Raw genomic sequence first — 25,855 nt, forward strand, 5'->3', positions numbered from 1 at the left:
ATTATTTAATATTCACTTAAAAAAATAAAAATTATTTATATTTGAAACTTGGCATCAATTCCAACTTGAATTTATTCAATTCATGGAGGTAATCAATTCTTTCTTTTGTCTTTTTATCACTAATTTCACCAGTTCGTATATACTTATCCAATACATCATAAGTAAATCCAAGCTTCTCTTCATCAGATTGATCAGAGAGTCCATCAATTGGTACTTTATCAACCAACTCATCAGGTAAATTAAGGCTTCTTCCTATTTCCTTAACTTCAGTTACAGTTAGGTTTGAAAGTGGTGAAAAGTCTCCGGCTCCATCACCATATCTTGTTGCATAACCTACCCAATCTTCAGACAAATTACAATTGTTTGCTACCCTACCATTATTGGATTGTGACACTGCATATAAAACAGACATGCGGATTCTAGGCGGAAGATTTATCATGGTCTGTTCGGATATTTCAATATCAGATTTTTTCATTTGATCTAAAACTCCATTTACAGCATCCTTGACATTGATAATGTAATGCTTAATTCCTAAATGATTTACAAGAAGCTTTGCAAAATCAATGTCTGACTGAACATCATTAGGCATGAGGACTCCAATAACCCTGTCTCTACCTAAAGCTTCCACACATAGGGCAGCAACTACAGAGCTATCCTTACCTCCAGAAATGCCTACAACAGCATTGCAACCTTTTCCATTTTCTTCAAAGAATTCCTGAATCCATTTAACGCATTGATCTTTAGCATCCAATGCATCAAATTCGTAATCTTTAGTGATAATATCTCCTCACATATAATTTTAAAAATAGGTTATTTTCAAATAATAATTTCAATTTTTTATATAATAAACTTTTTTAAAAAAATTAAAATCATAAGAATGAGTTAAATTGAAAGAAATAGTAATAAAAATAGAAAAATAGAATAAAAAATGAAAAAAATAGCATAAAAAATTAGTGAAAAAATAAAAATAATAATTTAAAAAAAGAAAAATAGTTAAGAGATTACCTGTTTTCTCTTAACCAAGTTGCTCCAGCTTCTAAAACCTTTAAGTTTACATCAATGAGTTTTGGTTTAGCTGCAAAGGTATCCTTAATACCGTTTTCAAATGCTTCTTTAGATAAGATAGGGCTATCTGCACCTAATTCCATTAAAGCACCTAAGATTGCAGTGTTCATAGCCTTTGCATTACCCACTTCAGTTGCAATAGCTCTTGCTGGAATAGCAATGATTTCAACATCATCCTTTACATGAAGATTGTCCTTATTGTAATCTCCTGCACGGGAATCGTATAGGATTATTCCTTTTTCCTTAACGTCTATTGAGTATTTCTCTAAAGCAGGCTTGTTCATTGCAATAAGAATATCACATTCTTCAACAACTGGAGAACCGATTGTTTTAGCTGAAATGGTTACAGAACAGTTGGAAGTTCCTCCTCTTTGTTCTGGCCCATAGCTTGGGTACCATGATACTTCCTTACCTTCACTACATGCTGCTTGAGCAAGGGTAAGACCAGTGCTTAATACTCCTTGACCACCGAAACCTACTATTTTAACTTTAATGTCATCAAAGTCCTCTTCGATTTCCTTGATTTCCTTAGTTCTGTCTATTCCAAAGACCTTATCAAGAGTTTCAATAGAGAAATCGCTTACAGGTCTTTCTTTAGGTTCTCTTTCTTTGGATAAATCCCTAAATCTTTTTACAGGGAATTCCTTACCCATTTCATTTACCAAGAAGTCTTCAACACCTTTAACATCTCTTCTTATATTGGTTGGACAAGGTGATAAAACTTCAACGAAAGCATAACCTTTACCTTCCTTTTGAATCATTAAAGCTTTTTTAATAGCTATTTTAGCTTTTCTAATAAGTTTAGGGTTTGCAAGGGACACTCTTTCAATGAATACAGGTGCCTTTAAGTTATCCAATAATTCACATAAGTGCAATGGATATCCTGCAAAGTTAGCGTCTCTTCCGTTTTGACAGGTTACAGTCTTTTCACCAATCAATGTGGTTGGTGCCATTTGACCACCAGTCATTCCGTAAACAGTGTTGTTTACAAAGAAAACTGCTAATTTTTCTCCACGGTTTGCAGCTTGCAATGTTTCATTCAATCCAATGGAAGCTAAATCCCCATCTCCTTGATAACTCATTACAATAGCATTGTCTTCAGCTCTTGAAATACCAGTAGCTACTGCAGGAGCTCTTCCGTGTGCAGTCTGTACATTTCCACAATTGAAATAGTAATAACCGAATACCGCACATCCTACAGGAGAAATCATTACGGATCTTTCTTGAATATCCAATTCATCCATCACTTCTGCAATCAATTTATGTAAAATACCATGACCGCAACCAGCGCAGTAATGAGTATTGTAAATGTCATTTCCTTTTCTAGGGAAGCTGTCATATAAGGATTCTGGTTTTTTAATAACTTTTTCTTCGATTTCGCTCATTTGAACTTTTTCAGTGTTTTCATCAGTTACTTTAATATTATCCATTCTTTCACCTCCCTAATCTACAACCCTATGATTATAATAGTTATCATTGTCTAATTCTTCCTGATATTCCTTATCATTTAGGTAACTTGCATCATAATCCTTTTCGTCACTGTGAACCTTGTGACGTTCATCGCTTCCTACCATCTTATAGATTTCATTTAGAATATCCTTAAGCTCAATTACATTTCCACCCATTCTGTTTACCAAATGGACATCATCGTAATTAGCTGCTGCCTTTACATCTTCTCTTAATTGACCGTTACTCATTTCAACAGAAACAAATTGAACACCTTTATCTGCCAATTCCTTAATTCTTTTCTCTGGGAATGGGAATAAGGTGATTGGTCTTAAGAGACCTAATTTAATGCCTTTTTCTCTTGCAACATCAACAGCAGTTCTGGATAATCTGCTGCTTGTTCCATAAGCTACAATGACAATTTCAGCATCTTCAACCATATACTCTTCATAAACAACTTCATTTTGCCTGATGGTTTCATACTTTTCCTGAATTTGGAAGTTGAAATCCTCTAATTGATTGAAGTCAAGGAAAATTGAAGTCACTAAATTGTTCATGGTTTCCTTATTGCCTCTTACAGCCCATGATTCATCAATCTTAGGCTCAATAGCTTCTTTAGGGAATCTTAAAGGTTCAGCCATTTGACCTAATACTGCATCAGCAAGGACAACTACAGGGTTTCTGTATTTGTTTGAAAGCTCAAATGCCTTCATGGTGAAGTCACACATTTCCTGAACGCTGTTAGGTGCCAATACTATATTTCTATAGTTTCCATGACCTCCACCTTTTACTATTTGATTGTAATCTCCTTGTTCAGGACCGATATTACCTAAACCAGGACCTGCTCTCATTACATCTACAATAACTGCAGGCAATTCTGCACCAGCTAAAAAGGTGAATCCTTCTTGCATTAAGCTGATTCCAGGTCCAGATGATGCGCTCATAACTCTGTGACCAGTTGAAGCTCCACCATAGATCATATTTACAGAAGCCTCTTCACTTTCAGCCTGTACAAATTTTCTTCCTACCATAGGGAAATATTTGGATGCCTCATGGAGAATCTCACTTGCAGGGGTGATTGGATAACCAAAGAAACAATCACAGCCAGCATATAATGCTCCAATGATTACAGCTGTATTTCCTTTTACAATTTGGTTACTCATTTAAGCATCTCCTTTAGGTTTTCTAGTCCTTCTAGGAATATGAACTTCAATAGCTAATGGTTCAGGACAAGTGTAATAACAATCTCCACAACCAATACAGCCTTCTCCAGTATATTCTGCATATTGATATCCGCTATCATTAATCTCTTCACTTAATTTAAGGCATTCCTCTTTGCAAGCGCTTATACATCTTAAACATGCCTTACAATTGTTTTTGCTAATGACAGGATATGGTTTAATTTGATTTACATTCATTTATTCACTATCCTACAATAAATTTAATTTTTTAATTTTTTGAAATTGTATAATTTAATAAGATTGATTATTGATTTTTAAACTTAATCTGATTATTAATTGAAAAGTTTAAAAAAAATAATAAGAAGAGAAAAATAATTATTTAAGTTTATTCTCATCTTCAGTTCTGATTATCTTTCTTTGAATCTTACCACTAATTGTTTTAGGCAATTCTTCAACAAATTCAATCATTCTTGGATATTTATAAGGAGCGGTTTCATGCTTTACATGATTTTGAATATCCTTTTTAAGCTCTTCACTTGGCTCGAATCCTTTTGCAAGAACAATTGTTGCCTTAACGATTTGGCCTCTCAATTCATCAGGAACACCGGTAATTGCACATTCCAATACTGAAGGGTGAGAAATTACAGCGTTTTCCACTTCGTACGGCCCAATACGGTAACCGGAAGACTTGATTATATCATCATTTCTTCCAACAAATGTGTAATAACCGTCTTCATCTATATATGCAGTGTCTCCACAGTGGTAATAACCATCATGGCACACTTCATCAGTCTTCTCTTGGTTTCTGTAATATTCCTTAAATAAACCTACAGATCTTTCTCCAGTTATATCAAAACAGATTTCTCCTTCAGAACCAATATCTACAGTATTGTGGTCAGAGTCTAAAAGGGTTACTTTAAATGCAGGGGATGGTTTTCCTACAGAACCTGTTTTTGATTCCATCCAAATGAATGTAGCCAATGAAAGGGTGGTTTCAGTTTGACCGAATCCTTCTTTAATCTCCAATCCAGTGAATTCCTTGAATCTTTTAAATACTTCAGGAGGCAATGGCTCTCCAGCAGTAGTTGCATATTGAACATTTGAAAAGTCAAATTGGGATAAGTCTTCCTTAATCAAGAATCTGTAGATTGTTGGAGGTGCACAGAAAGTGTTTACCTTGTTTTCAATGATCTTTTCCATTAAATCCAAACCATTGAATCTAACATAATCGTAAACAAATACTGCAGAACCAGCAATCCATTGGCCATAGTAGTTACCCCATACTGCTTTACCCCATCCGGTATCAGCAGAAGTGTGGTGAACTCCGTCTTCTACAACATTGTGCCAGTATTTTGCAGTGATTAAGTGTCCAATTGCATAAGTGTGAGCATGTGCAACCATTTTAGGGTTTCCAGTGGTACCGCTTGAGAAGTAAATGAGGAAAGTCTCATCCTCATGAGTAGCGTCTTCTCCAGTTGGCCTTTCGAACTCATCACTCATCTTAGCGAGTTCCTTATCGAAGTTTAACCAACCTTTCTTATCAATATTTCCTACAAGAGCCTTTTTAAGCTCAATGCCTAACTCTTGTTCACAAGCTTCATAATCTGGAATCAATTGGTCTTCTTCAACAGATACAACCATTTTAATGCTTGCATTTTCCACTCTATATATAATATCATGAAGTTTTACCATGTGAGTGGTTGGAATAGCTATTGCACCTATTTTGTGAAGTGCAGTCATGCAGATCCAGAATTCATACCTGTTTTTTAAGGTAAGCAATACTGCATCTCCCTTATTGATTCCTTGGGATTTAAATAAGTTTGCAGCTTTATTGGATAATTTTTTCATATCCAAGAAGGTGAAGACCTTTTTCTCGTTATCGTCACACCAAATCAATGCAAGCTTTTCTGGGTCTATTCTTGCATATTCGTCCACTACATCAAAACCAAAGTTAAAGTCCTTTGGTACAGTAAATTCAAAATTATCGTAAAAATCCTTGTACGATTTAAAATCAACTCTGTTTACAAAGTTTCCTATTAAAGATGTCATTATATCACTCTATTTTAATCTAAGCTAATACTCCCCTTGAATATAGCCATTAATCCTTCTTATTTTATTGTAAATTTTTCTGTCAAATATTCATTTTTTTAATATTCTATTTAATTACATAATTACTGCTAAAAATTTAGCTTTTTCATCGTTTAAAGCAATCATTGCATGTTCACAAGTTGCATCAAAGAATATAGAATCGCCTTCGTTTAAAATAATCTCATTGTCTTTAATGAATATTTTAACAGTTCCTTCAAGAATATAGTTAAATTCTTGACCTGCATGTGAATTCAAAGAAGGAATAGCATCTTCTTTAGGATCAACAGTTACAATAAACATTTCAGCTTTTTTATGAACAAATTTCTTACATAAGTTTTCATACTTATATTCTTTCCTTCTGTCAACAGCAAAACCTTTGTCTGCTCTTGTTACATCAAAATAAGTCATACGAGTTTCTTCACCAGTAAGAATCAAAGCTAAATCAACATTGAAAATCTGTGCAATTTGGTATAAGAAACTAGCTGGAATGTCAATAATACCATTTTCATATGAAATATAAGTTTCTTCGTCTACATCAAGTTCTTTAGCAATTTCTTCTGTTGTAATATCGGATAATTCTCTTAATTCTCTAATTCTCATACCGATATCTTTGTTTACGTCACTCATTTTAACCATCTTTTGATTTTTGTTTTTTAAATAAATTCAATTTGTACATTAATTTTTTTATACTGCCATGTCTCATATAATTTATAAATCTTATAATATTATATAACTAATTATATAATGCATAGCATTAAGTAGATTTGTAATTAAACTAATATAAATATTATGGTAAAAACCACTTAGAAACTATAAAAAAATAATAAAATTAAGAGATTTTGCTTTATTAACTAAATTAAGAATATTATTCAAGCAATATTGAAATAAAGACTTGATATGGTTATATTTTTTGAAAATAAAGGAAAATTTCATGGAATTTCAACAAGAAAATTAAAATTTAAAATGATTTTTATAAAAAAGTTTATATTAAATAAAACAATAATAATAAACTAATTAATAAAAACTTTAAAAATTTACATTATACTGACAAATACATTAAACTAATTACAAAACGAATGGAGGGACTAGTATGGTAAATAGAGAAGACTGCGTAATATTTAAACAAGAATACGGAAATGAATTATTAGTTAATCAAGCACACGTTGGAATCAGAACAAAAGAAGATGGAATGATGTCTTTTAACCTCAGAGTTCCTAAAGATCAAATCAACGAAATTGAATCATACTTTAAAGGATTTAAAATCCCTGAACCAATTCTCATTGACATTGCATGCACTGGAAATATCCACTGCTACTTTAAGGGAATTTCACCAGTGATTGAAAAACCTGAATACTCATTTATTTCAGTTACTGTTCAAGAATTAAAACAGGAAATAGTTGATGAAGAACAGGAAATCGGTATTCCTGCACATGAATGTGTTGGCTGTGGTTTACACTAGTTCAAGCTTTTGAACTTTTTGTAAAACATTTACCAACTTTTACTTTTTTTACTTTTTTTAAATAAATTTTCTATTTTTATACAACTGTTTTTTCACACTCTTTTTTAAAGCTTCTCTCATAGAGTTTTATGCATACAAATCCAATGAAAGAACCTAAGATCATACCGATTATTGCACCTAAATAAACTCCAAATATTCCCATTTTAAGTGGAATCGCAAAGATATAAGCAAAGAAAACGCTTAAAATCAATTCTCTTAAAATTGTCAATGCCAATGACTTGAATCCAGAACCTACACCTTGATAAACATATGCTGCAGTTGCTCCAAATGGTATAAAAAGATTATAGAAAACCATTATCCTAAGGACCTCTGCAGTTCTTGAAATCATTTGAGGATTTCCGTTTATGAAATTGAATCCCTCTGAAATCGGATATGCAAAGACAAAGAATATAGCGCAAATTATCAAGGTTATGAGAAAACTTATGAAAGTTGAATAATTGATTGTTGTCTTGAAGTTTTCATAATTTCTGGCCCCATATGCAATTCCTGAAACGGTAATTGTAGCAACTCCAATAGCTATGCATGGTAAGAATCCAATTGAAACAAATCTCCATACAACCGTAAAGATAGCCACTTCCATTGTGCCGGCAGTTATGAAAATCAAGTAATTGAAGCAAATGGCTACAATTGAATAAATAACCTCTTCACAGCTTGCAGGCAAGCTTACCAAAAGGATTTCCTTATATATTTCCATTTTTCTGTGGTAATATCTTAAGCTTAATTTTATGAAAGTGTCCCTTTTGATTAGATACCAGTAAAGCATCATAAGCAAGTTTGCAAGTGTGGACAATACGGTTGCAATAGCTGCTCCCTTAATGCCCCAATTAAAATAATAAATGAAGATAGGGTCCATGATAATATTCAAAATTGCATTGACAACCAAAGGCACTGCAGCTCTACTAATATCCCCTTCTGCTCTAAAAAGACTTGAAACAACTGCAGGAAAGAGTATAATATAACTGGTTAAAAAGATAATCATCCCATAATCCATTGCAAGATCAATTACTTCACTGGCTCCGAAGAGAATTAGCAAATCCCTTAAAAAGAAAACACCAATTAATAAAATAAGAATGGATACAATTGATGCAAGCACAATACTGTGAATAGCTGCATTGTTGGATTCCTCGTATTGTTTGGCACCAATCAATCGTGAAATCAAAGAATTGGCACCTGCACCAATTCCTACACCAAAACCAATAATAACCAAGTACAATGGAGACATGAATCCTAAAGCTGCAAGTGGTCCAGAGCCAAGTCCACTTACCCACATGCTGTCAATTAGGTTATTGGCATACATCAATAGCATGGACAATATTGTGGGATAAGCCAATCTGTTTATTGCTTTTTTCGGGTCTCCGATTATTGACTCAATATTCTTATTGATTTCCATAAGAATATATTGTGTTTTTATAGTATAAAAAATTAAAAATAGGTAAATAGGATAAGTAGATGTGAAAATGGAAAGATGAATTTAGAAAAATAAGAGAAAATAAATGAAAATTTTGAAAAATAAGAAAAATAGGATAAATTTAAAAATGTTTACTATGTAATCTACATAGTAAACTAATTATTAATTAAAAAAATAAAATGATTCAATTTAATGAATTTTAGCTATCACAGAAATGATACGAGTTAAACTCCTATGCATTTTAATCTCATACCTTTCCAATAATTCGAACCCTACATCATTGAGCAGTGAATCGATATCCAATGTATGTGGACTAGCCATGACTAAAAGTGCATCTTCCTTCATACTGTGTTCAATTGACTGCAGGAATTCACTGAATATTCCAGAAGTTCCTTCACCGCAAGTGGTTGTGGAAATTCCATAAGGCGGGTCTGTAACAACTGCATCAACCTCTTCATACATTTCAAGTTCACGGACATCAACAACATGAGTCTTATAGTCTGTGATTCCGGCATATTCCAAATTAGTTGCAGTTCCTTTTTTCATTTTCCAATCAATGTCACAACCTATTACCTTACATCCAATAAGACCGGCTTCAATAAGGATTCCTCCAGTACCGCAGAAAGGATCAAGCACAGTGTCACCTTCCTTGACTCTAGCCAAATTAGCCATGCATCTAGCAAGTTTAGGACTCATGCACCCAGGGTGGAAGAATGGTCTCTTATGAGGTTTCATCTCTTCAAAATACTTCTTATTGAGCTGATACTTACCGAAACACAAATAGACATGGCTATGATGTGCTACGACTCTAATGAATGATTTTGGATCGGATAAGTTAACTGAAATGTTTTCGGTGCTTGTTAAGATCAAATGGCCTACTCTTCTTTCAGTAGCTACTGTATCTATTTCAGTGTTGAATCTTTTCACTCTAACTGCAAAGTTCTCATCAACGTATTCTGACCAGTCAATAGCTTTGACAGCACTGTCCAAGTCTTCATAATCACATTCATCTATCAATTGATGAACCTCATGAGTGTAACCTAACCTTTTTACAAAGATTCTGTAGTAATCATCAAAAACATCGTCATCAAGATTTCTTAAAATAACCAATCCTGGACAAACTATCTCCATTTCTGTCTCTATTTCCTCAATTTCCAAAACTGCTCTAAGTTCAGCCAATGGTAGTTTGTCATGTTCCTGTGATAAGATTAACAATAAATCCATTTTTTATCTCCAATTTTTAAATCAATAAAGTATTTTAATAAGCATAACATTAATTTTTAAATTAAATAATAAGCATTAAAGCATTTATAATATCATAATAACCAAATTTTAGCCAATTCCCTTTTATGAATAGCGGGCAATAATGTAAGAACCAAACCTCTTTTCAAGAATTCCTTAACAAGTATTGATTGATTATCCATATCACCATATTCAGATATCAATTTATCGGCTTCCTTTTCCTTGAGTTCTTCAAAGAAATAGTCCAAATCATCATCTGACAATGTGCATAATGTTTTTTGAACCTTAAACTGATAGGAAAATTCCTTTATGAATCTTTCTTCAAAATCATCTTGATAAGATTTGAGACAATTCTGTAATATCTCCTTGTCATCATGAGTCTCCTTTTCAAGGTTTAATGAATTGAAATCTTCTGAATTTAAAGCATTTACAATTGCCTTTTTAGCCATTCCCACTGCTTCAAAACCTATTAAAAGACCTCCTCCAGTAGTTGGCTTAACCTGTGAAGCAGCATCTCCAATAATCAAAGCCCTGTTTTTAAACAATTTATTTTCCTTATTGTAAATGGGAATCTTGCCCTTATACTTTTCAATTATTTCATAATTTTCATATTGGAATTCATTCATTAGGAAATCATTTAAGATTTCATTTTGTCTTTTATAATCATAATTTGAAAACAATCCTATTCTAAATATATTTTTACTTACTGGAATTTGCCATATGAATCCTGGGAATAAATCTCCATATGCATATAAGTCTACAAAGGACATCTGATTGTTGTCTTCTTCAATTTTAACTAAATATTGGCTTGCACAATAATAATCGAAATCATTTCCAAATGCAGAGGAAACAATTGAAAGAGGTCCATCTGCACCTACAATAATCTTGGATTTGATGCTTTTTTCAGCTGATTCATTTTTAAATGAGACTTTCCCTTCCACATCATCAATAGCTAGAACTTTTGAAGAGAGATATGAATCGACGCCATTTTCAATAGCTCTGTTGTAAATGAATTGATCCAATGCAACCCTATCGATTATTATGGCTTGGTCTTCCTCTTTAGAAACTGTTAAGCTATGATTTTTACTATGTAAAACAGCTCCTTTAGCCTTATTCAATATCAATTCATCTGGAAACTGATTGACATCCAAAACCCTTTTATTGATTATGCCTGCACATTGCAATGGCAATCCTATTACTTTCTTCTTATCTATCAAACAGACATTGATATCCTCTTTAGCCAATTCATAAGCTAAGGTAGAACCAATAGGACCTGCTCCAATGATAGTGACATCATAATCAAAACTCATAGTTAACCCACATATTGAAATAAAAGAGCTTCAGAATTTTAAAATTAAAAAATAAAAATTAAAAAAGAATTGAAATTAATAAAAACAATAAGAATTATCTCCTGAATTTTCTGGAATGCTTTTCAAAGAGATCATCTGAAGTTTTGTTTTTATTATCCTTTCCAGACAATTCTGCATTAGATTCCTCCCTATAATGATTATGATCATCATAGTGAGAACTTGAATTGCGTCCAGATCTTTTTCTGGATTCTCTAGGACTCATATACTTATAATCTATCTCACCATCACCAGAGTATGCTCTTGTATGATTTGCATCATAATGATTGGAATTGGAGCCATACTGATTTCTTGAATTAGATTTCCTATAATTGTCATTTTGCCTATAATCCCTTTGATTATAGCTTTCATGACGATTATCATAATGGTTAGGATTACTATAATTGTCCCTTAAAGGTCTTGAATCCTGATATCTATGGGAATTAGTACGCCTATCAGAGTAGTCATCATAGTATCTGTCATCATAGCCATCATAATTTCTATCATAAACTCTATCATGCCCTCTAGATCCATGATTATAATCATCTCTAAAGCGATTATCATTTGATGGTTGGAATTTAAGGTTATCCCCCATATCATGCATGGCTTGATTTATAGTGGTATCAAACTCAGCATCAGAGATATCTTCATAAATATCTTCATCCTTATTGCTTGAAAATGGATTGAATCTTGAAAGGCCTTTGGATTTCTTTTCTACCTTTTGAGGCTCTTCGTTATAATCCTCTGCATACTGATTTCTGCCTTGGATGTAATCATCATAATCTCTTTGAGCATCTAGATTGTTTTGATGGAATTCCTCATAATTGTTTGCAAAGTATTTATCAGGATTTCTTGAATAAGAGTCTTTAATAGCTCCGGAATACTGATGATGATGTGAATCAGGTCTCCTTCTGGAATCATATTGATTATTGTAATTATCTCTAGGAGCTCTGCTTTCCCTATAGTTCCTATCTCTTGAATAATCATCATAATCATAACCGCCATAATCATTATAACTGTTATAATCATCATAATAAGGATCATTGGAGCCATATGGAGCATTATAATTGGAATTGTAATTTGGATTGTTTCTGGATTGTTTAGCTTGGCGTCTTATTTCTCTAAGTTGTCTTTTACGCTCTTTCGCATCGACCAATTCCAAATCATCCAAATCCTCCATACGCCTATAATGGCCAGGTTCCTGATTTGGCCTTATTGGATTGAAATTGGAATTAAAATCATCATCATAAAAATTGCGAGATCTTAAATGGGTTCCCCTTATATTCTCAAATATGATATCTTCAATCTTTTTAGGGCTGGAAACATCCTTCAATTCCAAATCCTTTCCATCATAAGCACTGTATAATGTTATAGTGCCTACTGAAAATATTTTTCCTAAAAGACTTTGGGAACGGCTAACATCTTGAATAGTGTTAAAAGGCATGTAGTTTTTCTTTTGCAATAGTATGCCCTTCTCAACAATCACTCTGCTTTCAGTGATTGTATACTTGATTGAAGTCCAGATTAAAAGCTTTAATATGATGTATAGCAATACAATCATTATTAAGATAAACACAGCTATTGCAAAATAACGTGTCATTGGAACTTTGGTTGATTCAATCAAATAGACATTCATGTTCCCAATATATTGAATACCAGCAGAATACAAGAAAAATAAAAATCCGAGAACAAACATTGATATTAAAATTCCTTTTGAATAGACAAAAATATTAGGTTGTGCCTCATATAATATTTTTTCATGAAATTCTTCTTTTTTATCTTTACCAAACATTAGTTTATATTTATAATTTTTATTTTAAATATAGTTTATGTAAAAGAATAGGTTAAAATTGAATAAATCAAGAGAAAATAAGTTAGATAAACTTAAAAAAAGTGAAATAAATTAAAAGAATAATAATAAAAAATAAAAAAAGAAGAATAAAAATATAAAAAAATAAAAAAAGAAGAATTAAAAAAAGAAATAAAAATAATTTAAAAAAAATAAGAATAAAATGGCCTCAGATCGCCCATCATTCATCACGTATCAGAGCTCATAGGGTTCATCACAGGCCATTTAATGAGTATGAAAATATAAAAAATAGAATTAAAATAAATAAAAAAATTAAAAAAATGAAAAGTAAGTTCGAAATTATCCGAACATTACTCCGCCATTGTCATCTAATTGGCCTTCCTTATTTTTACCTAAAATCTTGTTAATAGCATCCTCAAAGTCTGCCATAATGATATGGTCTCTTTCTTCACGGATAGCAAACATACCTGCTTCTGTACAGATAGCTTTTAAGTCTGCACCAGCGAATCCTTCTGTAAGAGTTACAATATCATTGAGATCAATATCGGAAGCCAAGTTCATTCTCTTGGTGTGAATCTTGAGAATCTCAAGTCTTCCTTCTTCATTTGGAGCTGGAACTTCAATGAATCTATCGAATCTTCCAGGTCTGAGCAATGCTGGATCTAAGATATCAGGCCTGTTGGTAGCACCAATGATACCGATATCTCCACGGGATTCAAATCCATCCAATTCTGCAAGCAATTGCATGAGAGTTCTTTGAACTTCTCTATCTCCACTGGTGGAACTTTTAAGTCTTTGTGCAGCCACTGCATCAAGCTCGTCAATGAAGATGATACTTGGTGCCTTTTCCTTAGCAAGCTCAAACACTTCTCTAACCATTCTTGCTCCTTCACCAATATATTTCTTTACGAATTCAGAAGCAACAACCTTAATGAATGTTGCATTTGTTTCGTTAGCCACTGCCTTAGCAAGCAAGGTCTTACCAGTTCCTGGAGGACCATACAATAGAATACCTTTAGGTGGGTCAATACCTACCTTTTCAAACAATTCAGGATGTTTTAAAGGTAATTCCACTGTTTCCTTAACTTCAATGATTTGATCATCCAAACCACCAATCACATCATAGGTTACATCAGGCTTGGTGTCAATTTCCATACCGGAAACATTTGCATCCTTTTCAGAAGGCAATACTTCAACAACCCCAAATGTTTGTTGATTTAAAGCTACTCTTGAACCTGGTTTCAATAACTTTTCATCCAAGAACTTTGAATAGTTAATGAGGAAACTTGGTCCAGTACTGCTTTTTACAGTCAATCTTGAATCATCAATGACTTCAGTAATGGTAGCCAATATAAGTGGAGGTGATCTGAATCTTTCAACTTCACCTCTTAATGATTTTAACTCTCTTTCTAAACGTATTTTCTCATTTTCAGTTAGAATCTTGTCTTTTTCAAGCTTTCTAACCTTCCACATGAGATTACGTTTGGTTTTTGTATTTTCTGCCTTTAGCAAGTCTAGTTCTTTTTGAAGTTCTTCAACGGTTTTTGGCTCATCCACTTCATCTATTTTAGTGGGACTAGCGATATTTTGAACTTCATTTGGAGAATCTTCCATATTATACTCCTCCTTTAAGATTATGAATTATCAATATAATTTTCAATTAATTTTTAAATTTGTTTTAGAATACTCTAAGATATTCTAAATTAATTTTACAACAATTTTACATTTTAAGATAGATTTAGGATTATAATAATTGTTATATATTATAATTCTATTAAAATCTAAATATTCGTAGATTATAAAATAATTTATACATAGTAATATATAAAGTTTTTCTTAATTTTAGTAAGAAAAATAATTTCGAAAAATAATTTCATGAAAAATTATCGAATCAATAGTAAAAAAATAGAACAATAATCATGAAAAAATGAAATTGAAAATATTGTAAAATACATTGTGAAAGGATTATTTCCTTTTGATCTTTACAATACTTCCTAATGTATTTGGACCTGATGCAGAACTTTTAAATGATTCCAAATCCATTTCATCATATTTTTCAATTATAGTGATGCCCAAAGTCTTTTCGAACTTTTTAGCTAATTTAATGTCAGGTTCCATCTTGCCAGATTCAATCCTGTTAATTACTGAAACCTTTTCATACATCTTAGCGCCTAATTCTTCTCTAGTCCAACCTTTAGATTCTCTAGCCTTTCTGATTAATACATTATAATCTTCAACCAATTCATCCATAGGTTCTTCTCTGCGTCTTCTTTGAACATTCTGTTTGTTTGCTTGAGGTCTTTGAGGATTTCCCTTTTTGTTTCTAGAAACAAATTTCCTCTCAAGAGGAGTGTCCTTTTGTACTCTACCAAATTTAGAACATTCCTTGCAAACTTCTAAAACTGAACCATCTATTTTTGTTCTTATAGGTCTGCCTTCTATAGGTTTACCACATATTTCACAATTCATGTTTAAATATATGATTTTTGAATTATATAATACTTTTTAAATAATTCTAATAAGGCATTTACCAAGTTAACTGAAAACTAGATAAGATAAGTGAAAAATAGACATTGAAATTGGGATTAGAAAATAAATTAAAATAGAAATAGCCATAAAATAGTAGAGAATATTAAAATAGAAATAGCCATAAAAAGTAGAAAAATTAAAAAAAGTAAAGGGATTATACTAATTTATTCACTCTTATTAGCTTTATAATCCTTCATTTGGGTTGATTGCTTTTTGCCAGAGTAATATCCTCTGAATACTTTTGCATCATTTAATGATCTATTTAAATCTTTATAATCTTCATAATCATTGCTGATTACAACAATATGAGCAGGGGGATGGATCTTTTTGATTTGAACAATTGCAGTTGCAGTGTCTTCCTTTATTCGAAATGCAGTAGCAACTTTTGATTTGGTTCTTAATGGAGCCTTTAAAATGTTTTCAACAATTTTATCTGCATATTTTGCATCAATCTTTTTAGGTTTTGTAGTTAAATTTAAATTCGCATGTCTTTCAACATCTGCAATTGCATTAAGAATTTTTGAATTGTTTTCTCCTCTAATTAATACCAAAGCCATATTATCCCTATAATCATATAATAAAAAAATAAAATAAATGATTTACATTATTTAAAAATCTATATATTAATTTATATTTTTTTATTTAAATATATTACTATTAAAAACTTATTAAATTAAAAAATAAACAATAAGACTTAAAATATTGAATAAAAACAAATAAAGATTTAAAAAAATTGAATAATAAATAATTATAATTAAATAAATAGAAAAATAGATAAAAAACAGTATAATTAATGAACAAAAAATTTAAAAAATAATTGTTATGAAGAAAAATGAAAAGTTAAAAAAATAAAAAAATAAAAATTGATTAAAAACCAATTTATGAAACACGGTCTCTGAATGATTTCAATAATCTTGTTCTAAATACAACTAAGACTATTAAAACAAACCCGATTGCTGTTTGAATAGAACCTAAAATAGTAAGCACTATGGAATTGATAGGCAAATTCCATGCAGGAGAAGTTCTACCATTAGGCAATGGATTATAATATACACCTACAGCACGGACATCAGGTTTAACGTTTAAATCGCTAGGCTCAACATAATCTACACCAACGATAAGACCATTATTGATACCCTTATTAATTGAACCCGCTATAGTCGATGCATTATAACCATACTTCTTAACTGATGCTTTTACTACCTCCCGGGTAATATCCGCCAGACCGGCTTTTTCACTTCCGTAAACTGAAACAGAAACAGAATCCTTGGATATTGTAATCTCATTAATCAAAACATCTGTAGCAGAACGTACTTCCAGTTCATGATTACAGATTGGACAGACATTATAGTTTTCCGCATCAGGGTATCCAGTAGCCCAACCACAGTCAAGACATACTTTAGAGTAATTTTCATCCATAGGATAACCTGTGGTGTTAACTTCTTTAGGTACGAACATGTCTCCAGTACTGATTAATGATACAAGGTTAACTGCACCTCCACCATATTTCTCACCAGAATCTCTAGCTACTTCTTCCATAGCTTTTCCAACGATATAGGTAGCAGGATATCCATCCCTAATCATTTTTCCGATGTTTACTGCAGTTTCTCTACGTACACGGTCTGCAGTACCCATCTTAGGGTTACCTTGACTGTTCCTTAAGTGAATAATAGCTCCTTTAGAGCCTTGTGGCAATTGCACTACACCACCTTCATGGTGGGTGATTCTGACTGTTCCATCATTATCCACCACTACAAGATATGCATTATAGTCCCCACCAATAGCTGCACCCATTGAAGGTCCACCAATAACAAGACGAATACCATCAAAACCGCTTGCTAAAGCAGCAGCCGCTGCTGGGCTGGAACCATGTTGCATAGCTCCAAGTGCATCAATAATCGCATAGTTCCTTTCTGTACCGTTACCTTCCCCCCCGGAAAGCATAGCATATCCATCATTCTTTGACATGATGAATGAAGATTGGAACATGTTGTTTGCAAAGGACATACTTCCTGCAGCAGCACCATTTGGGTCTTCACCGGTTGGATCAGTAATAACAATTACATTACAAGTAGCTGAAGCAGCAGCCATTACTGAAAAGAGCATTAAAACTAAAAATATTAAACCTATGATTTTATAAGACTTTTTACTCAAATTTTAACCTCCTATCCAGCAATACTATAATTATAAACACTTGTTGATTTTTCTAGATTTGAACTATCAGCAGCTGTAGTCTTATTACCTGTAATATTAATGGTTGAGAAATCTTCAATAACAGTAACTGTAACAATACCAGTGTCTCTATTTACACTAACATCCGCACCAGCAATAGGGGCGATTTTTGTACCTGGAATTGTTGATCTTCGAACAAATTTCTCCGCATTTGCCTCGGCCTCAGTCACGGGCAGCTCCCGTATGGATGTCTTAAGGATATCTCCATCAATATAACTGCCTTCTCTTAAACCAGAGTTCTGAACATTATAACGAATACTGTCAATAGGAACTATATCATTTCCTTTAACGATAATACCTGCAATAGGTACACCTTCAGCGACTTCAGCAGAGGATGCATATGCTACATAGATAATCAATCTACCACAAACAATTAAGATAAAAGCTAATAATAGAATTATTAAAGTATCTCTCCTAATTTTAAAAAACATAACATGCCTCTATAAATATAAATTATTATTTAAAAAATTTTTAAATAAATTTTAAAAAGCTTTTAAATAAATCTTTTTAAATAAATCTATAAATAATTAAGATTATATTAACTCTACAATTCAATAGAATCGTAAATAAAGTATAATATAAATATTTATTTAATTTACATATTATTAATAGTTATCTATAAAAAGAGTTTGTACAATTATAGAAAGAGTTAAAATAAGTTAATATAAGAAAAGAAAATAGAAAATAAAATAAAGAAAATGAAAATAATAAAAAAATAGAAAAAGTAATTAGAAATTACATTTTAGTCATTAAATCCATGATTGAAAATGGGTCTCCTTCTTTTCTAACTCTTGGAGCTCCACCAAATGCGGCCATAGCATGTTTCTTAAAGTCTTCATTAGCTTTTTTAGAAACTTCACCAAAAATCATCTTATAAGCTTCACATTGTGGATCTACAGTTCTTGGAGATTGGGTTGCCACTATTCCATTATATGGGCATCCTCCTCTGCAGAATTTAATGAACTTGCAATCTGCACAGTCCTCATCAACAAAATTCTTGAATTCCATTAGTTTTTCCCATGCCTCAGATTTCTCCAAGTCTTCCATGGAAGGCTCATCGTATACATTTCCCATTACGTATTCATCCATTCCAACAAAACGATAGCAAGGGTAAATTGAACCGTCATGACCTACAGCAAGAGTAGTACCCATACAATCATTAAAAGTACATAAAGTTCCCACTCTTCTAAGACTGCTTTTTGCAATATGATCCAAGTCCATTATAACAAACTTATCCAAGTCGTACAAGTACTTATCTAACCAATCGATTAACAGTTTTCCATGTTCCTCTTGAGGAAGTGCCCATGGATCTGCATTATCCCCACGCAAGGACGGCAAAGCAGCATGAATTTTTAAGTTCAATCCATTTTGCTTAAAGAAATCATAAATCTCATCGGAGAAATCCTTGGAATATGAAGTGAAAGTGCAAACAAAGTTGATTTGTATGCCATTATCAATAGCTAATTTAACTGATTTCATAGTTTTATCAAAGTATCCTTCACCTCTTTGATAATCATTAATCTCTTTAGGACCATCAATACTTGTACTGATAGCTATATTATATTTTGAGAATAATTTAGCCATATCTTCATCTAAAAGCCATAAATTACTTTGTAGGGAAAAACCTTCAGTTTCATGAGTGGTTGCATCATTAAGCAATGGAAGTGCCTTTTCATAGAATTCATAACCTGCAAGCAATGGCTCTCCACCATGGAAAGTAAAATGTACAGGTTCATCCCTGAAATTAGCTAGCCATTTGACAATTTGATTTATAACATCAATATCCATTAATTCTGCATTTTCTTCAGAACCCCAACAATAGGCACAGTTAGATGGGCATCCTAAAGTTGGTATGATCATTACATGAAAAGTCATTTAATCCCTCAAAAAATAAATTTAAAAAGATATAGCAAATGAAAGCACTTGCTTTTATCCTTTAAAGAAATATTACAATTTTTTATTTAATTCACCTATGAGGTCTTTTTTAATTGTTTCCTCTTCTGATTTTTCCACATCATTACCAGTTTCAAAAACATATCCGCAATTGTCACATTTAAATTCCTTTAATTCAGCATGTGCATGATGATTATCAATGAATCTCCTGTGAGCAGTCTTATCAGTAGAACCGCATTTAGGACATTTTGCAATTAAATCTTCAAATTTCATTTTTATCTCTCCTTAATTTTTAAAAATAAAATTATATTTTATTATTATAATATTGTTTGTCATTATTAATATAATTTAATTAATTTAAATAATTTAGATAATTCAATTAATTTAAATAATTTAATGATTTTAAATAATTAATTAATTTAGATATTCAATTATTTATTTTTCATATAGGTTTTCCCTAAAAAAACATACCAAGATTTGTAAAATTTAATCATAACTTAAATCCAAAAGATTATATAATCTTTTACTAAATAAATATTATAAAAGATTATAAATAATTTTATATACTTATAAAAGATATATTTAATATATTATTATTCTACTTAATAAGGTAAACATTATGACATTAGAACTTTTGAAAAAAGGAACAAGCGAAAATTTTTTATTAAGACAATTAATTAAAAAGAATTTTACTTCCAAATATAAAGATTCAGTACTGGGAATTCTTTGGAGTTTTCTAAATCCTTTAATACAAATGGCTATTTTAACAGCAATATTTTCTACAATATTTGCTAAAAGTATTGAAAATTTCCCAGTTTACTTTATGGCAGGAAGATGTACTCTTGACTTTTTCAATGCAGGTACAAAATCCGCAATGACTTCAATAAAAAGGAATAGAAGCATTTTACAAAAAATTTATGTTCCTAGATACATATTTGCTTTAGGTAACATTTGCTCTGAATTTCTTAATTTCCTAATGTCATTGATAGTAATGATAGCAATTATGATCGCTACAAAATCCCCTTTTTATTTTATGTCCCTATTTGCAATAATCCCTATTGCAACTTTATTTATATTAATTACAGGGGTAGGGTTAATTTTAGCAATTGTATGTACCAAATTTACTGATATGGAATACTTATACAAGATTTTTACAAGTTTACTTACTTATGCCTGTGCAATATTTTACCCAATGAGCATCGTCCCACAACCAGTTAGAGGATATATGGAACTTAACCCTATTTATGGTATTATTGCACAATTTAGAGAATTTATAATGTTTGGAAGATTCCCTTCACAAAAAATAATGATTACTACTTTTGTTTTCTCTATAGTAATATTCATTATAGGAATCATCTTATTCAGAAAGTATCAAGATAAGCTTACTCTAGAACTCTAAACATTGAAATTTTAATAATTATAATCATGGAGAGATAATATGAACAAAGAAAAAGAAAAAGAAAAAGATAATGCATTAAAAAGAATTATCAATTTTTTTAAGAATATTATCTCACCTAAAAAAGAAGAAAAACTTTTAGAAAGCAGTGCTGAGGATAATGTCTCAATTGAATTAAGACATGTATCCTTAAGTTTTAAAATAGGCAATGATAAGATTGATAACCTAAAGGAATATGTCATTAGGACATTAAATAGGACTAAAGAGAAAAAAACTATTTTTAAAGCTACTGATGACGTGTCATTTAAAATCTATAAAGGTGAAAAAATCGGAATTATAGGTTTTAATGGTGCTGGAAAAAGTACATTGCTTAAAATTATTTCTGGAGTATACACCCCTGATGAAGGAGAAGTAATAATTCATGGAAACATAGCCCCTCTTTTATCATTAGGGGCAGGTTTTGATAAAAACTATTCTGGAAGAGAGAATATATTCTTAAATGGTGCAATTCTTGGATATGATGAAGAATTCTTAAAATCAAAATATGATGAAATACTTGAATTTTCAGAACTTGGAGAATTTATCAATCTTCCTGTAAAAAATTATTCTTCTGGAATGTTATCAAAACTTGGATTTTCAATAGCAACAATCGTTGATCCGGATATTCTAATTCTTGATGAAGTTCTTGGTGTTGGAGACATTAACTTTAAAAAGAAAAGTAAAGAAAAAATTAAATCATTGATGGAATCAAATACAACAGTTTTACTTGTTTCACATTCAATTAAAGAGATTAGAAATATATGTGATAAGGCTATTTGGATTGATAAAGGAAAAGTAGTGGATATTGGCGAAGTAAATTCTGTTTGTGACAAATATGAAGAAGCCGCTAAAAATGCAAGCAAAGAAAAAACCAAAAAACTGAAACCTAAACGTTTCTAATTTTTTTAGTTTATTCATAAAAAGATTTCATTTAGCTTATTTTTTAAGCTAAATCTTTTTTTATTATCAAAAAATTAATTAATTTTAAATTTATTATAACACCCCTATTTTTTATTATTCGAAAAAATTAATTATCTTAAATTTTTTTGGGAATCTATTTTTTCTTTCAAAATAATAAATTATTTAAAAAAAAGAATGAATCAACTATCTTTTAAATGTTCTGAGAACTTTATCTTTAGTTATATTGAATAAAACACCTACTCCATGAGTTATAGGGTCTTTAGTTGATCCATCAACATCATAACGAACTGTAATAGGAACTTCAACTATTTTTAAACCGGCTTCTGCAGCATCAACAAGCATTTCACTTTCAATTCCAAAACCAGTATCTTTAAATCTGAAACAATCTTTAGCGCTTGAAGAAAATGCTCTGAAACCACTTTGAGAATCTGTGATCTTAATTCCTGCAGAGATGTTGGTTGCAATATCCAAAACCTTTTGTCCAACTCTCCTATATGCAGGAGTGTTTTCCTCAGGGCCATTCATATACCGGCTACCATTAACCAAATCCGCACCATCTTCAATAATTGGCATTATCAAATCAGGAATCTCATCAGGATTATGCTGACCGTCACCATCAATTGTAACAATGATAGAATCATCATCCACAGCTTTAAAACCTGATTTCAATGCTTCACCCTTGCCTAAATTAATGCTATGGCTAATCACACGAGCCCCTGCTCCAATAGCTACTTCAGCAGTCTTATCACTGCTTCCATCATTAACAACAATAACCTCATCTACATGCCTTAAAGTTCCACCTATGACATCAGGTAAAGCATCTTCCTCATTGTAAGCCGGTATGATAGCCACTATCCTTTCCATTTTATCACTTAAAAATGTATTAATTAAAAAATTAAAAAAATAGTAAAAAAATTTGATTATAAAATTGAGATTAAGAATTAATCTTCAATCCTATAATACCATTTCATCCATTCAACAGTTCTTCTGATTCCTTCTTTAGGATCAACTTTAGGATCATGTTTTAAGTCACGGATAGCTTTAGAAAAGTCAATAGTTTTGACTTTAGTGGTGAAAGCTTCAGCAGGAGTGTAAGTCACTAATGAATCATCAATTCCTACAGCTTCTAAAACTAAGTCAGAATACTCTTCAATAGTCATTTCCCATTCCTGTTTGCTTCCAACATTGTAGACTTCCCCTGGAATGAAATTATCAACTATATTTGCAAAGGTATTTGCAGTATCTTCAACATAATCAATAATTCTTTTATGACCTTTATGAACAGAATAAGGTAATCCATGAAGTGCTTTATAAATGAAAATAGGAATGAAGCCTTTGTAAGGAGAATAAGCTTCATGAGGACCGTAACAATTTACAGGACGAACTCTTACAGTTTCAGTTCCAAACATGGTTGCAGAGTTCATGCACATCAATTCTCCAGCCCATTTTGAAATAGCATAATCATTCATTTGATAGGTATCCTTAATCGGCCTGTTTTCCATAACATCTTCAGTCATGATTCCTTCATAATCACCATAAACTTCTGCAGATGAAAATGAAATCATTCTAAATCCTAATTTCTCTTGAAGACGGATCATGTTCTTTAAACCTATTACATTGGTTTCCCAAAGGTTTTCATAATATCCTTCACCATTCCATCTTCCATATTCTGCAGCTAAGTTGTAAACATAATCAAATTTTTCGTTATCATCAAAGATTCTTTCCATTTGACGATAGTTACGAATATCTCCTCTTACATAGTCAGAATAAGAATCAGAGTATAAATCAGCCTCATCCTCATGATGCAATAAATCAACAGATAAAACTTCATGTCCTCTATTTCTAAGTTCATTTACAAGATTAGTTCCTATAAATCCGCTTCCACCAGTAACCATAATTCTTTGAGTTTCCATAAAAAACACCTTTAACAATAAATATTATAAAATTCCAATTCAAATAAACAAAAAACTAAATGTCATTTTTCTCTAAGCTTTTAGGTTTTTTACCTCTTACCCTTTCAAAAAATCCTAATTCATCAAATTCATTTAAAGTGTATTTCATCTCAGCCAATTTTGTATACGCTATGTCCAAACGGTTTTCCAAAAAGAATGTCCTTTGATTCTGACGAATCCGTGATTTCCTCAAGTCTCTTTCCAGATTAGCAATTTCATAATTGGCGTCATTCAACTGCTTTGTTAATTTATTAATCAATTCATTTAATTTTTCATTATCCTCCCTTTCAGACTTAAGATATCTTCTAAGTACATCCACTCTATGATTCAATTTTTTAGTTTCCAGAGCCAACTCTTCAATATCATATTGCCTTACTTCCAATTCCAATGATTCAAAACGCATTATATCCCTTGAAAGATTTTCCCTTTCAATGGCAAAATGCTCTATCCTATCTTCATAAGATTCACACCTTTCCTTAAGAATACGGTTTTCCTTGCGATAATTGGAAAGTTGTATCTTTAATTCTTCAATCTCTTCCTGAGGACTTTTTTCATTAATCATTGAATCACTTTAATTAAGGATATCTTAAATAAATTAATTAAAAAATTTATCCAATATTAAAAAAAATATTGAAATAAAAATTATCCAATATTACTAAAATTCATTCAATAAACAATTACATAATTTCATTTTTTATGAAATTTAAAATATCTTCTTTAGCTTTTTCATCTTCTAAAGCAAATTTTAAAGAAGTTTTTAACCAATCAATACGATTACCAATATCATAGGATTGGCCTTTAAATACTTGACCATAGATTTCATCTAATTTAGACAATGCATCAGTCAATTGAATTTCTCCACCATAACCTGGCTCTACATTCTCAATGCAATCAAAAATATCAGGAGTGAGAACATATCTTCCCATAATTGCCAAATTACTTGGTGCAACTCTTAAAGGTGGCTTTTCAACTAATTTATCGATTTTATAGATATTAGGTTCAATCTCTTCACCACCAATAATACCATATCTTTCTACCTTTTCATCCGGAACCTCTTCTAATGCAATAACTGATTTGCCATATTTTTCATAGATATCAATTAATTGCTTTGTACATGGGACTGCATCTTTAGTGATTGTATCCCCTAACATAACTACAAAAGGATCATTTCCAATATGTTTTTTTGCACAATAAATAGCATCTCCAAGACCTTTTTGCTTTTTTTGCCTTATGAAATGAATATCTGCCAATTCAGAGATATACTCAATTTCCTTTAAAAAGTCTTCTTTGCCTTTTGTTTTCAAATGATGCTCCAATTCAAAGGACCTGTCAAAATGGTCTTCAATTGACCTTTTACCTTTACCTGTAACAATTAATATATCATCTACACCAGAGTTTACGGATTCCTCTATTACATATTGAATGGTTGGTTTATCATAAACAGGCAACATTTCTTTTGGTTGAGCTTTTGTAGCAGGCAAAAATCTTGTTCCTAAACCTGCTGCTGGAATTACCGCCTTCATCATTACACCTCAAATAAATTAGAATTATAAAATTCTTAAATATTAAAGAATTTATATATTATTAATTTTATTAATAAAAATATATAAATATGATGAAAAAATAGCCTTTAAAAAATAAGAAATCCTATAAATGCAAAAATAAATGATAAAAATTAAAATAAGTCAAAAAATAATTTATAAAAATGGTGCAGGGGACGGGAATCGAACCCGCGAAGGGACTAACCCACTAGGCCCTCAACCTAGCGCCTTTGACCGCTCGACCACC

General features: G+C 31.5%; 24 protein-coding genes. 3 read left to right on the forward strand and 21 right to left on the reverse strand.

Annotation, left to right across the window (positions count from 1 at the left end):
• Positions 1-31: 31 nt before the first annotated feature.
• The 6 genes from nadE to ACJMLB_RS06055 form a co-directional block, all read right to left on the reverse strand.
• Positions 32-751: an NAD(+) synthase gene (gene nadE, locus ACJMLB_RS06030; RefSeq protein ID WP_405324513.1), complete on the reverse strand. Its 720-nt coding sequence runs from the start codon at positions 749-751 to the stop codon at positions 32-34.
• A gap of 250 nt (positions 752-1,001) precedes the next feature.
• Positions 1,002-2,495, reverse strand: coding sequence for a 2-oxoacid:acceptor oxidoreductase family protein (locus ACJMLB_RS06035; RefSeq protein WP_405324515.1), 1,494 nt, complete (start codon positions 2,493-2,495; stop codon positions 1,002-1,004).
• A gap of 12 nt (positions 2,496-2,507) precedes the next feature.
• Entirely contained in the window at positions 2,508-3,674 is a 1,167-nt protein-coding gene (locus ACJMLB_RS06040; protein WP_405324517.1) for a 3-methyl-2-oxobutanoate dehydrogenase subunit VorB, read from the reverse strand.
• Positions 3,675-3,929: a ferredoxin family protein gene (locus ACJMLB_RS06045; protein ID WP_296856814.1), complete on the reverse strand. Its 255-nt coding sequence runs from the start codon at positions 3,927-3,929 to the stop codon at positions 3,675-3,677. It lies immediately after the preceding gene.
• 138 nt (positions 3,930-4,067) lie between these two features.
• Entirely contained in the window at positions 4,068-5,741 is a 1,674-nt protein-coding gene (locus ACJMLB_RS06050) for an AMP-binding protein (protein ID WP_405324519.1), read from the reverse strand.
• A 114-nt stretch (positions 5,742-5,855) separates the two neighbouring features.
• Positions 5,856-6,407, reverse strand: a complete 552-nt coding sequence (locus tag ACJMLB_RS06055) for a helix-turn-helix domain-containing protein (RefSeq protein ID WP_394349906.1) — start codon at positions 6,405-6,407, stop codon at positions 5,856-5,858.
• Between the two features lie 463 nt (positions 6,408-6,870).
• On the opposite strand from ACJMLB_RS06055, the gene ACJMLB_RS06060 reads away from it, so the two are divergent.
• Positions 6,871-7,239 carry a hypothetical protein gene (locus ACJMLB_RS06060; protein WP_405324522.1) on the forward strand — a complete coding sequence of 123 codons (369 nt, stop codon included), beginning with the start codon at positions 6,871-6,873 and terminating at the stop codon, positions 7,237-7,239.
• Between the two features lie 76 nt (positions 7,240-7,315).
• On the opposite strand, the gene ACJMLB_RS06065 is transcribed toward ACJMLB_RS06060, so the two are convergent.
• The 11 genes from ACJMLB_RS06065 to ACJMLB_RS06115 form a co-directional block, all read right to left on the reverse strand.
• Entirely contained in the window at positions 7,316-8,689 is a 1,374-nt protein-coding gene (locus ACJMLB_RS06065; RefSeq protein ID WP_405324523.1) for an MATE family efflux transporter, read from the reverse strand.
• Positions 8,690-8,896: 207 nt separating this feature from the next.
• Positions 8,897-9,931 (reverse strand): TIGR01177 family methyltransferase, encoded by a 1,035-nt coding sequence (locus ACJMLB_RS06070; RefSeq protein ID WP_405324525.1) that lies wholly within the window; start codon positions 9,929-9,931, stop codon positions 8,897-8,899.
• A 92-nt stretch (positions 9,932-10,023) separates the two neighbouring features.
• Entirely contained in the window at positions 10,024-11,259 is a 1,236-nt protein-coding gene (locus tag ACJMLB_RS06075) for a geranylgeranyl reductase family protein (RefSeq protein WP_405324527.1), read from the reverse strand.
• A 94-nt stretch (positions 11,260-11,353) separates the two neighbouring features.
• A complete protein-coding gene (locus tag ACJMLB_RS06080) occupies positions 11,354-13,087 on the reverse strand; it encodes a PH domain-containing protein (protein ID WP_405324529.1) in 1,734 nt (577 codons plus the stop codon).
• Positions 13,088-13,444: 357 nt separating this feature from the next.
• Positions 13,445-14,719: a proteasome-activating nucleotidase gene (gene pan, locus ACJMLB_RS06085; protein ID WP_405324531.1), complete on the reverse strand. Its 1,275-nt coding sequence runs from the start codon at positions 14,717-14,719 to the stop codon at positions 13,445-13,447.
• A gap of 351 nt (positions 14,720-15,070) precedes the next feature.
• On the reverse strand, positions 15,071-15,574 hold the full coding sequence (locus tag ACJMLB_RS06090) for a multiprotein bridging factor aMBF1 (RefSeq protein WP_296856809.1): 504 nt from the start codon (positions 15,572-15,574) through the stop codon (positions 15,071-15,073).
• A 224-nt stretch (positions 15,575-15,798) separates the two neighbouring features.
• Positions 15,799-16,191, reverse strand: a complete 393-nt coding sequence (locus ACJMLB_RS06095) for a DUF356 domain-containing protein (RefSeq protein WP_296856808.1) — start codon at positions 16,189-16,191, stop codon at positions 15,799-15,801.
• A 322-nt stretch (positions 16,192-16,513) separates the two neighbouring features.
• The gene (locus ACJMLB_RS06100) at positions 16,514-17,740 is read right to left on the reverse strand and encodes a hypothetical protein (RefSeq protein ID WP_296869265.1); all 1,227 of its coding nucleotides are present in this window, start codon (positions 17,738-17,740) and stop codon (positions 16,514-16,516) included.
• A gap of 59 nt (positions 17,741-17,799) precedes the next feature.
• Entirely contained in the window at positions 17,800-18,297 is a 498-nt protein-coding gene (locus ACJMLB_RS06105; protein WP_405324533.1) for a hypothetical protein, read from the reverse strand.
• A gap of 304 nt (positions 18,298-18,601) precedes the next feature.
• Positions 18,602-19,741 carry a TIGR04083 family peptide-modifying radical SAM enzyme gene (locus ACJMLB_RS06110; protein WP_405324535.1) on the reverse strand — a complete coding sequence of 380 codons (1,140 nt, stop codon included), beginning with the start codon at positions 19,739-19,741 and terminating at the stop codon, positions 18,602-18,604.
• Positions 19,742-19,813: 72 nt separating this feature from the next.
• Positions 19,814-20,032 (reverse strand): TIGR04165 family Cys-rich peptide, encoded by a 219-nt coding sequence (locus tag ACJMLB_RS06115; protein ID WP_295606213.1) that lies wholly within the window; start codon positions 20,030-20,032, stop codon positions 19,814-19,816.
• A gap of 346 nt (positions 20,033-20,378) precedes the next feature.
• Between ACJMLB_RS06115 and ACJMLB_RS06120 the strand changes: the two genes are divergently transcribed.
• Positions 20,379-21,158 (forward strand): ABC transporter permease, encoded by a 780-nt coding sequence (locus ACJMLB_RS06120; protein ID WP_295606211.1) that lies wholly within the window; start codon positions 20,379-20,381, stop codon positions 21,156-21,158.
• 39 nt (positions 21,159-21,197) lie between these two features.
• Complete coding sequence (locus tag ACJMLB_RS06125; RefSeq protein ID WP_405324537.1) at positions 21,198-22,094, forward strand: ABC transporter ATP-binding protein; 897 nt, start codon at positions 21,198-21,200, stop codon at positions 22,092-22,094.
• Between the two features lie 204 nt (positions 22,095-22,298).
• Here the strand turns inward: ACJMLB_RS06125 and ACJMLB_RS06130 are convergent, their stop codons facing one another.
• The 4 genes from ACJMLB_RS06130 to galU all read right to left on the reverse strand — a co-directional run bounded on the left by ACJMLB_RS06130 (position 22,299) and on the right by galU (position 25,590).
• The gene (locus tag ACJMLB_RS06130; RefSeq protein WP_405324539.1) at positions 22,299-22,979 is read right to left on the reverse strand and encodes a glycosyltransferase family 2 protein; all 681 of its coding nucleotides are present in this window, start codon (positions 22,977-22,979) and stop codon (positions 22,299-22,301) included.
• A 77-nt stretch (positions 22,980-23,056) separates the two neighbouring features.
• A complete protein-coding gene (locus tag ACJMLB_RS06135; RefSeq protein WP_295606201.1) occupies positions 23,057-24,028 on the reverse strand; it encodes an NAD(P)-dependent oxidoreductase in 972 nt (323 codons plus the stop codon).
• Positions 24,029-24,083: 55 nt separating this feature from the next.
• A complete protein-coding gene (locus ACJMLB_RS06140; RefSeq protein WP_405324542.1) occupies positions 24,084-24,629 on the reverse strand; it encodes a hypothetical protein in 546 nt (181 codons plus the stop codon).
• A 115-nt stretch (positions 24,630-24,744) separates the two neighbouring features.
• Positions 24,745-25,590, reverse strand: coding sequence for a UTP--glucose-1-phosphate uridylyltransferase GalU (gene galU, locus ACJMLB_RS06145; RefSeq protein ID WP_295606195.1), 846 nt, complete (start codon positions 25,588-25,590; stop codon positions 24,745-24,747).
• Between the last annotated feature and the right edge of the window lie 265 nt (positions 25,591-25,855).

Source organism: Methanobrevibacter sp., from assembly GCF_045114555.1.
In the GTDB taxonomy this organism is placed as follows: Archaea; Methanobacteriota; Methanobacteria; order Methanobacteriales; family Methanobacteriaceae; genus Methanobrevibacter.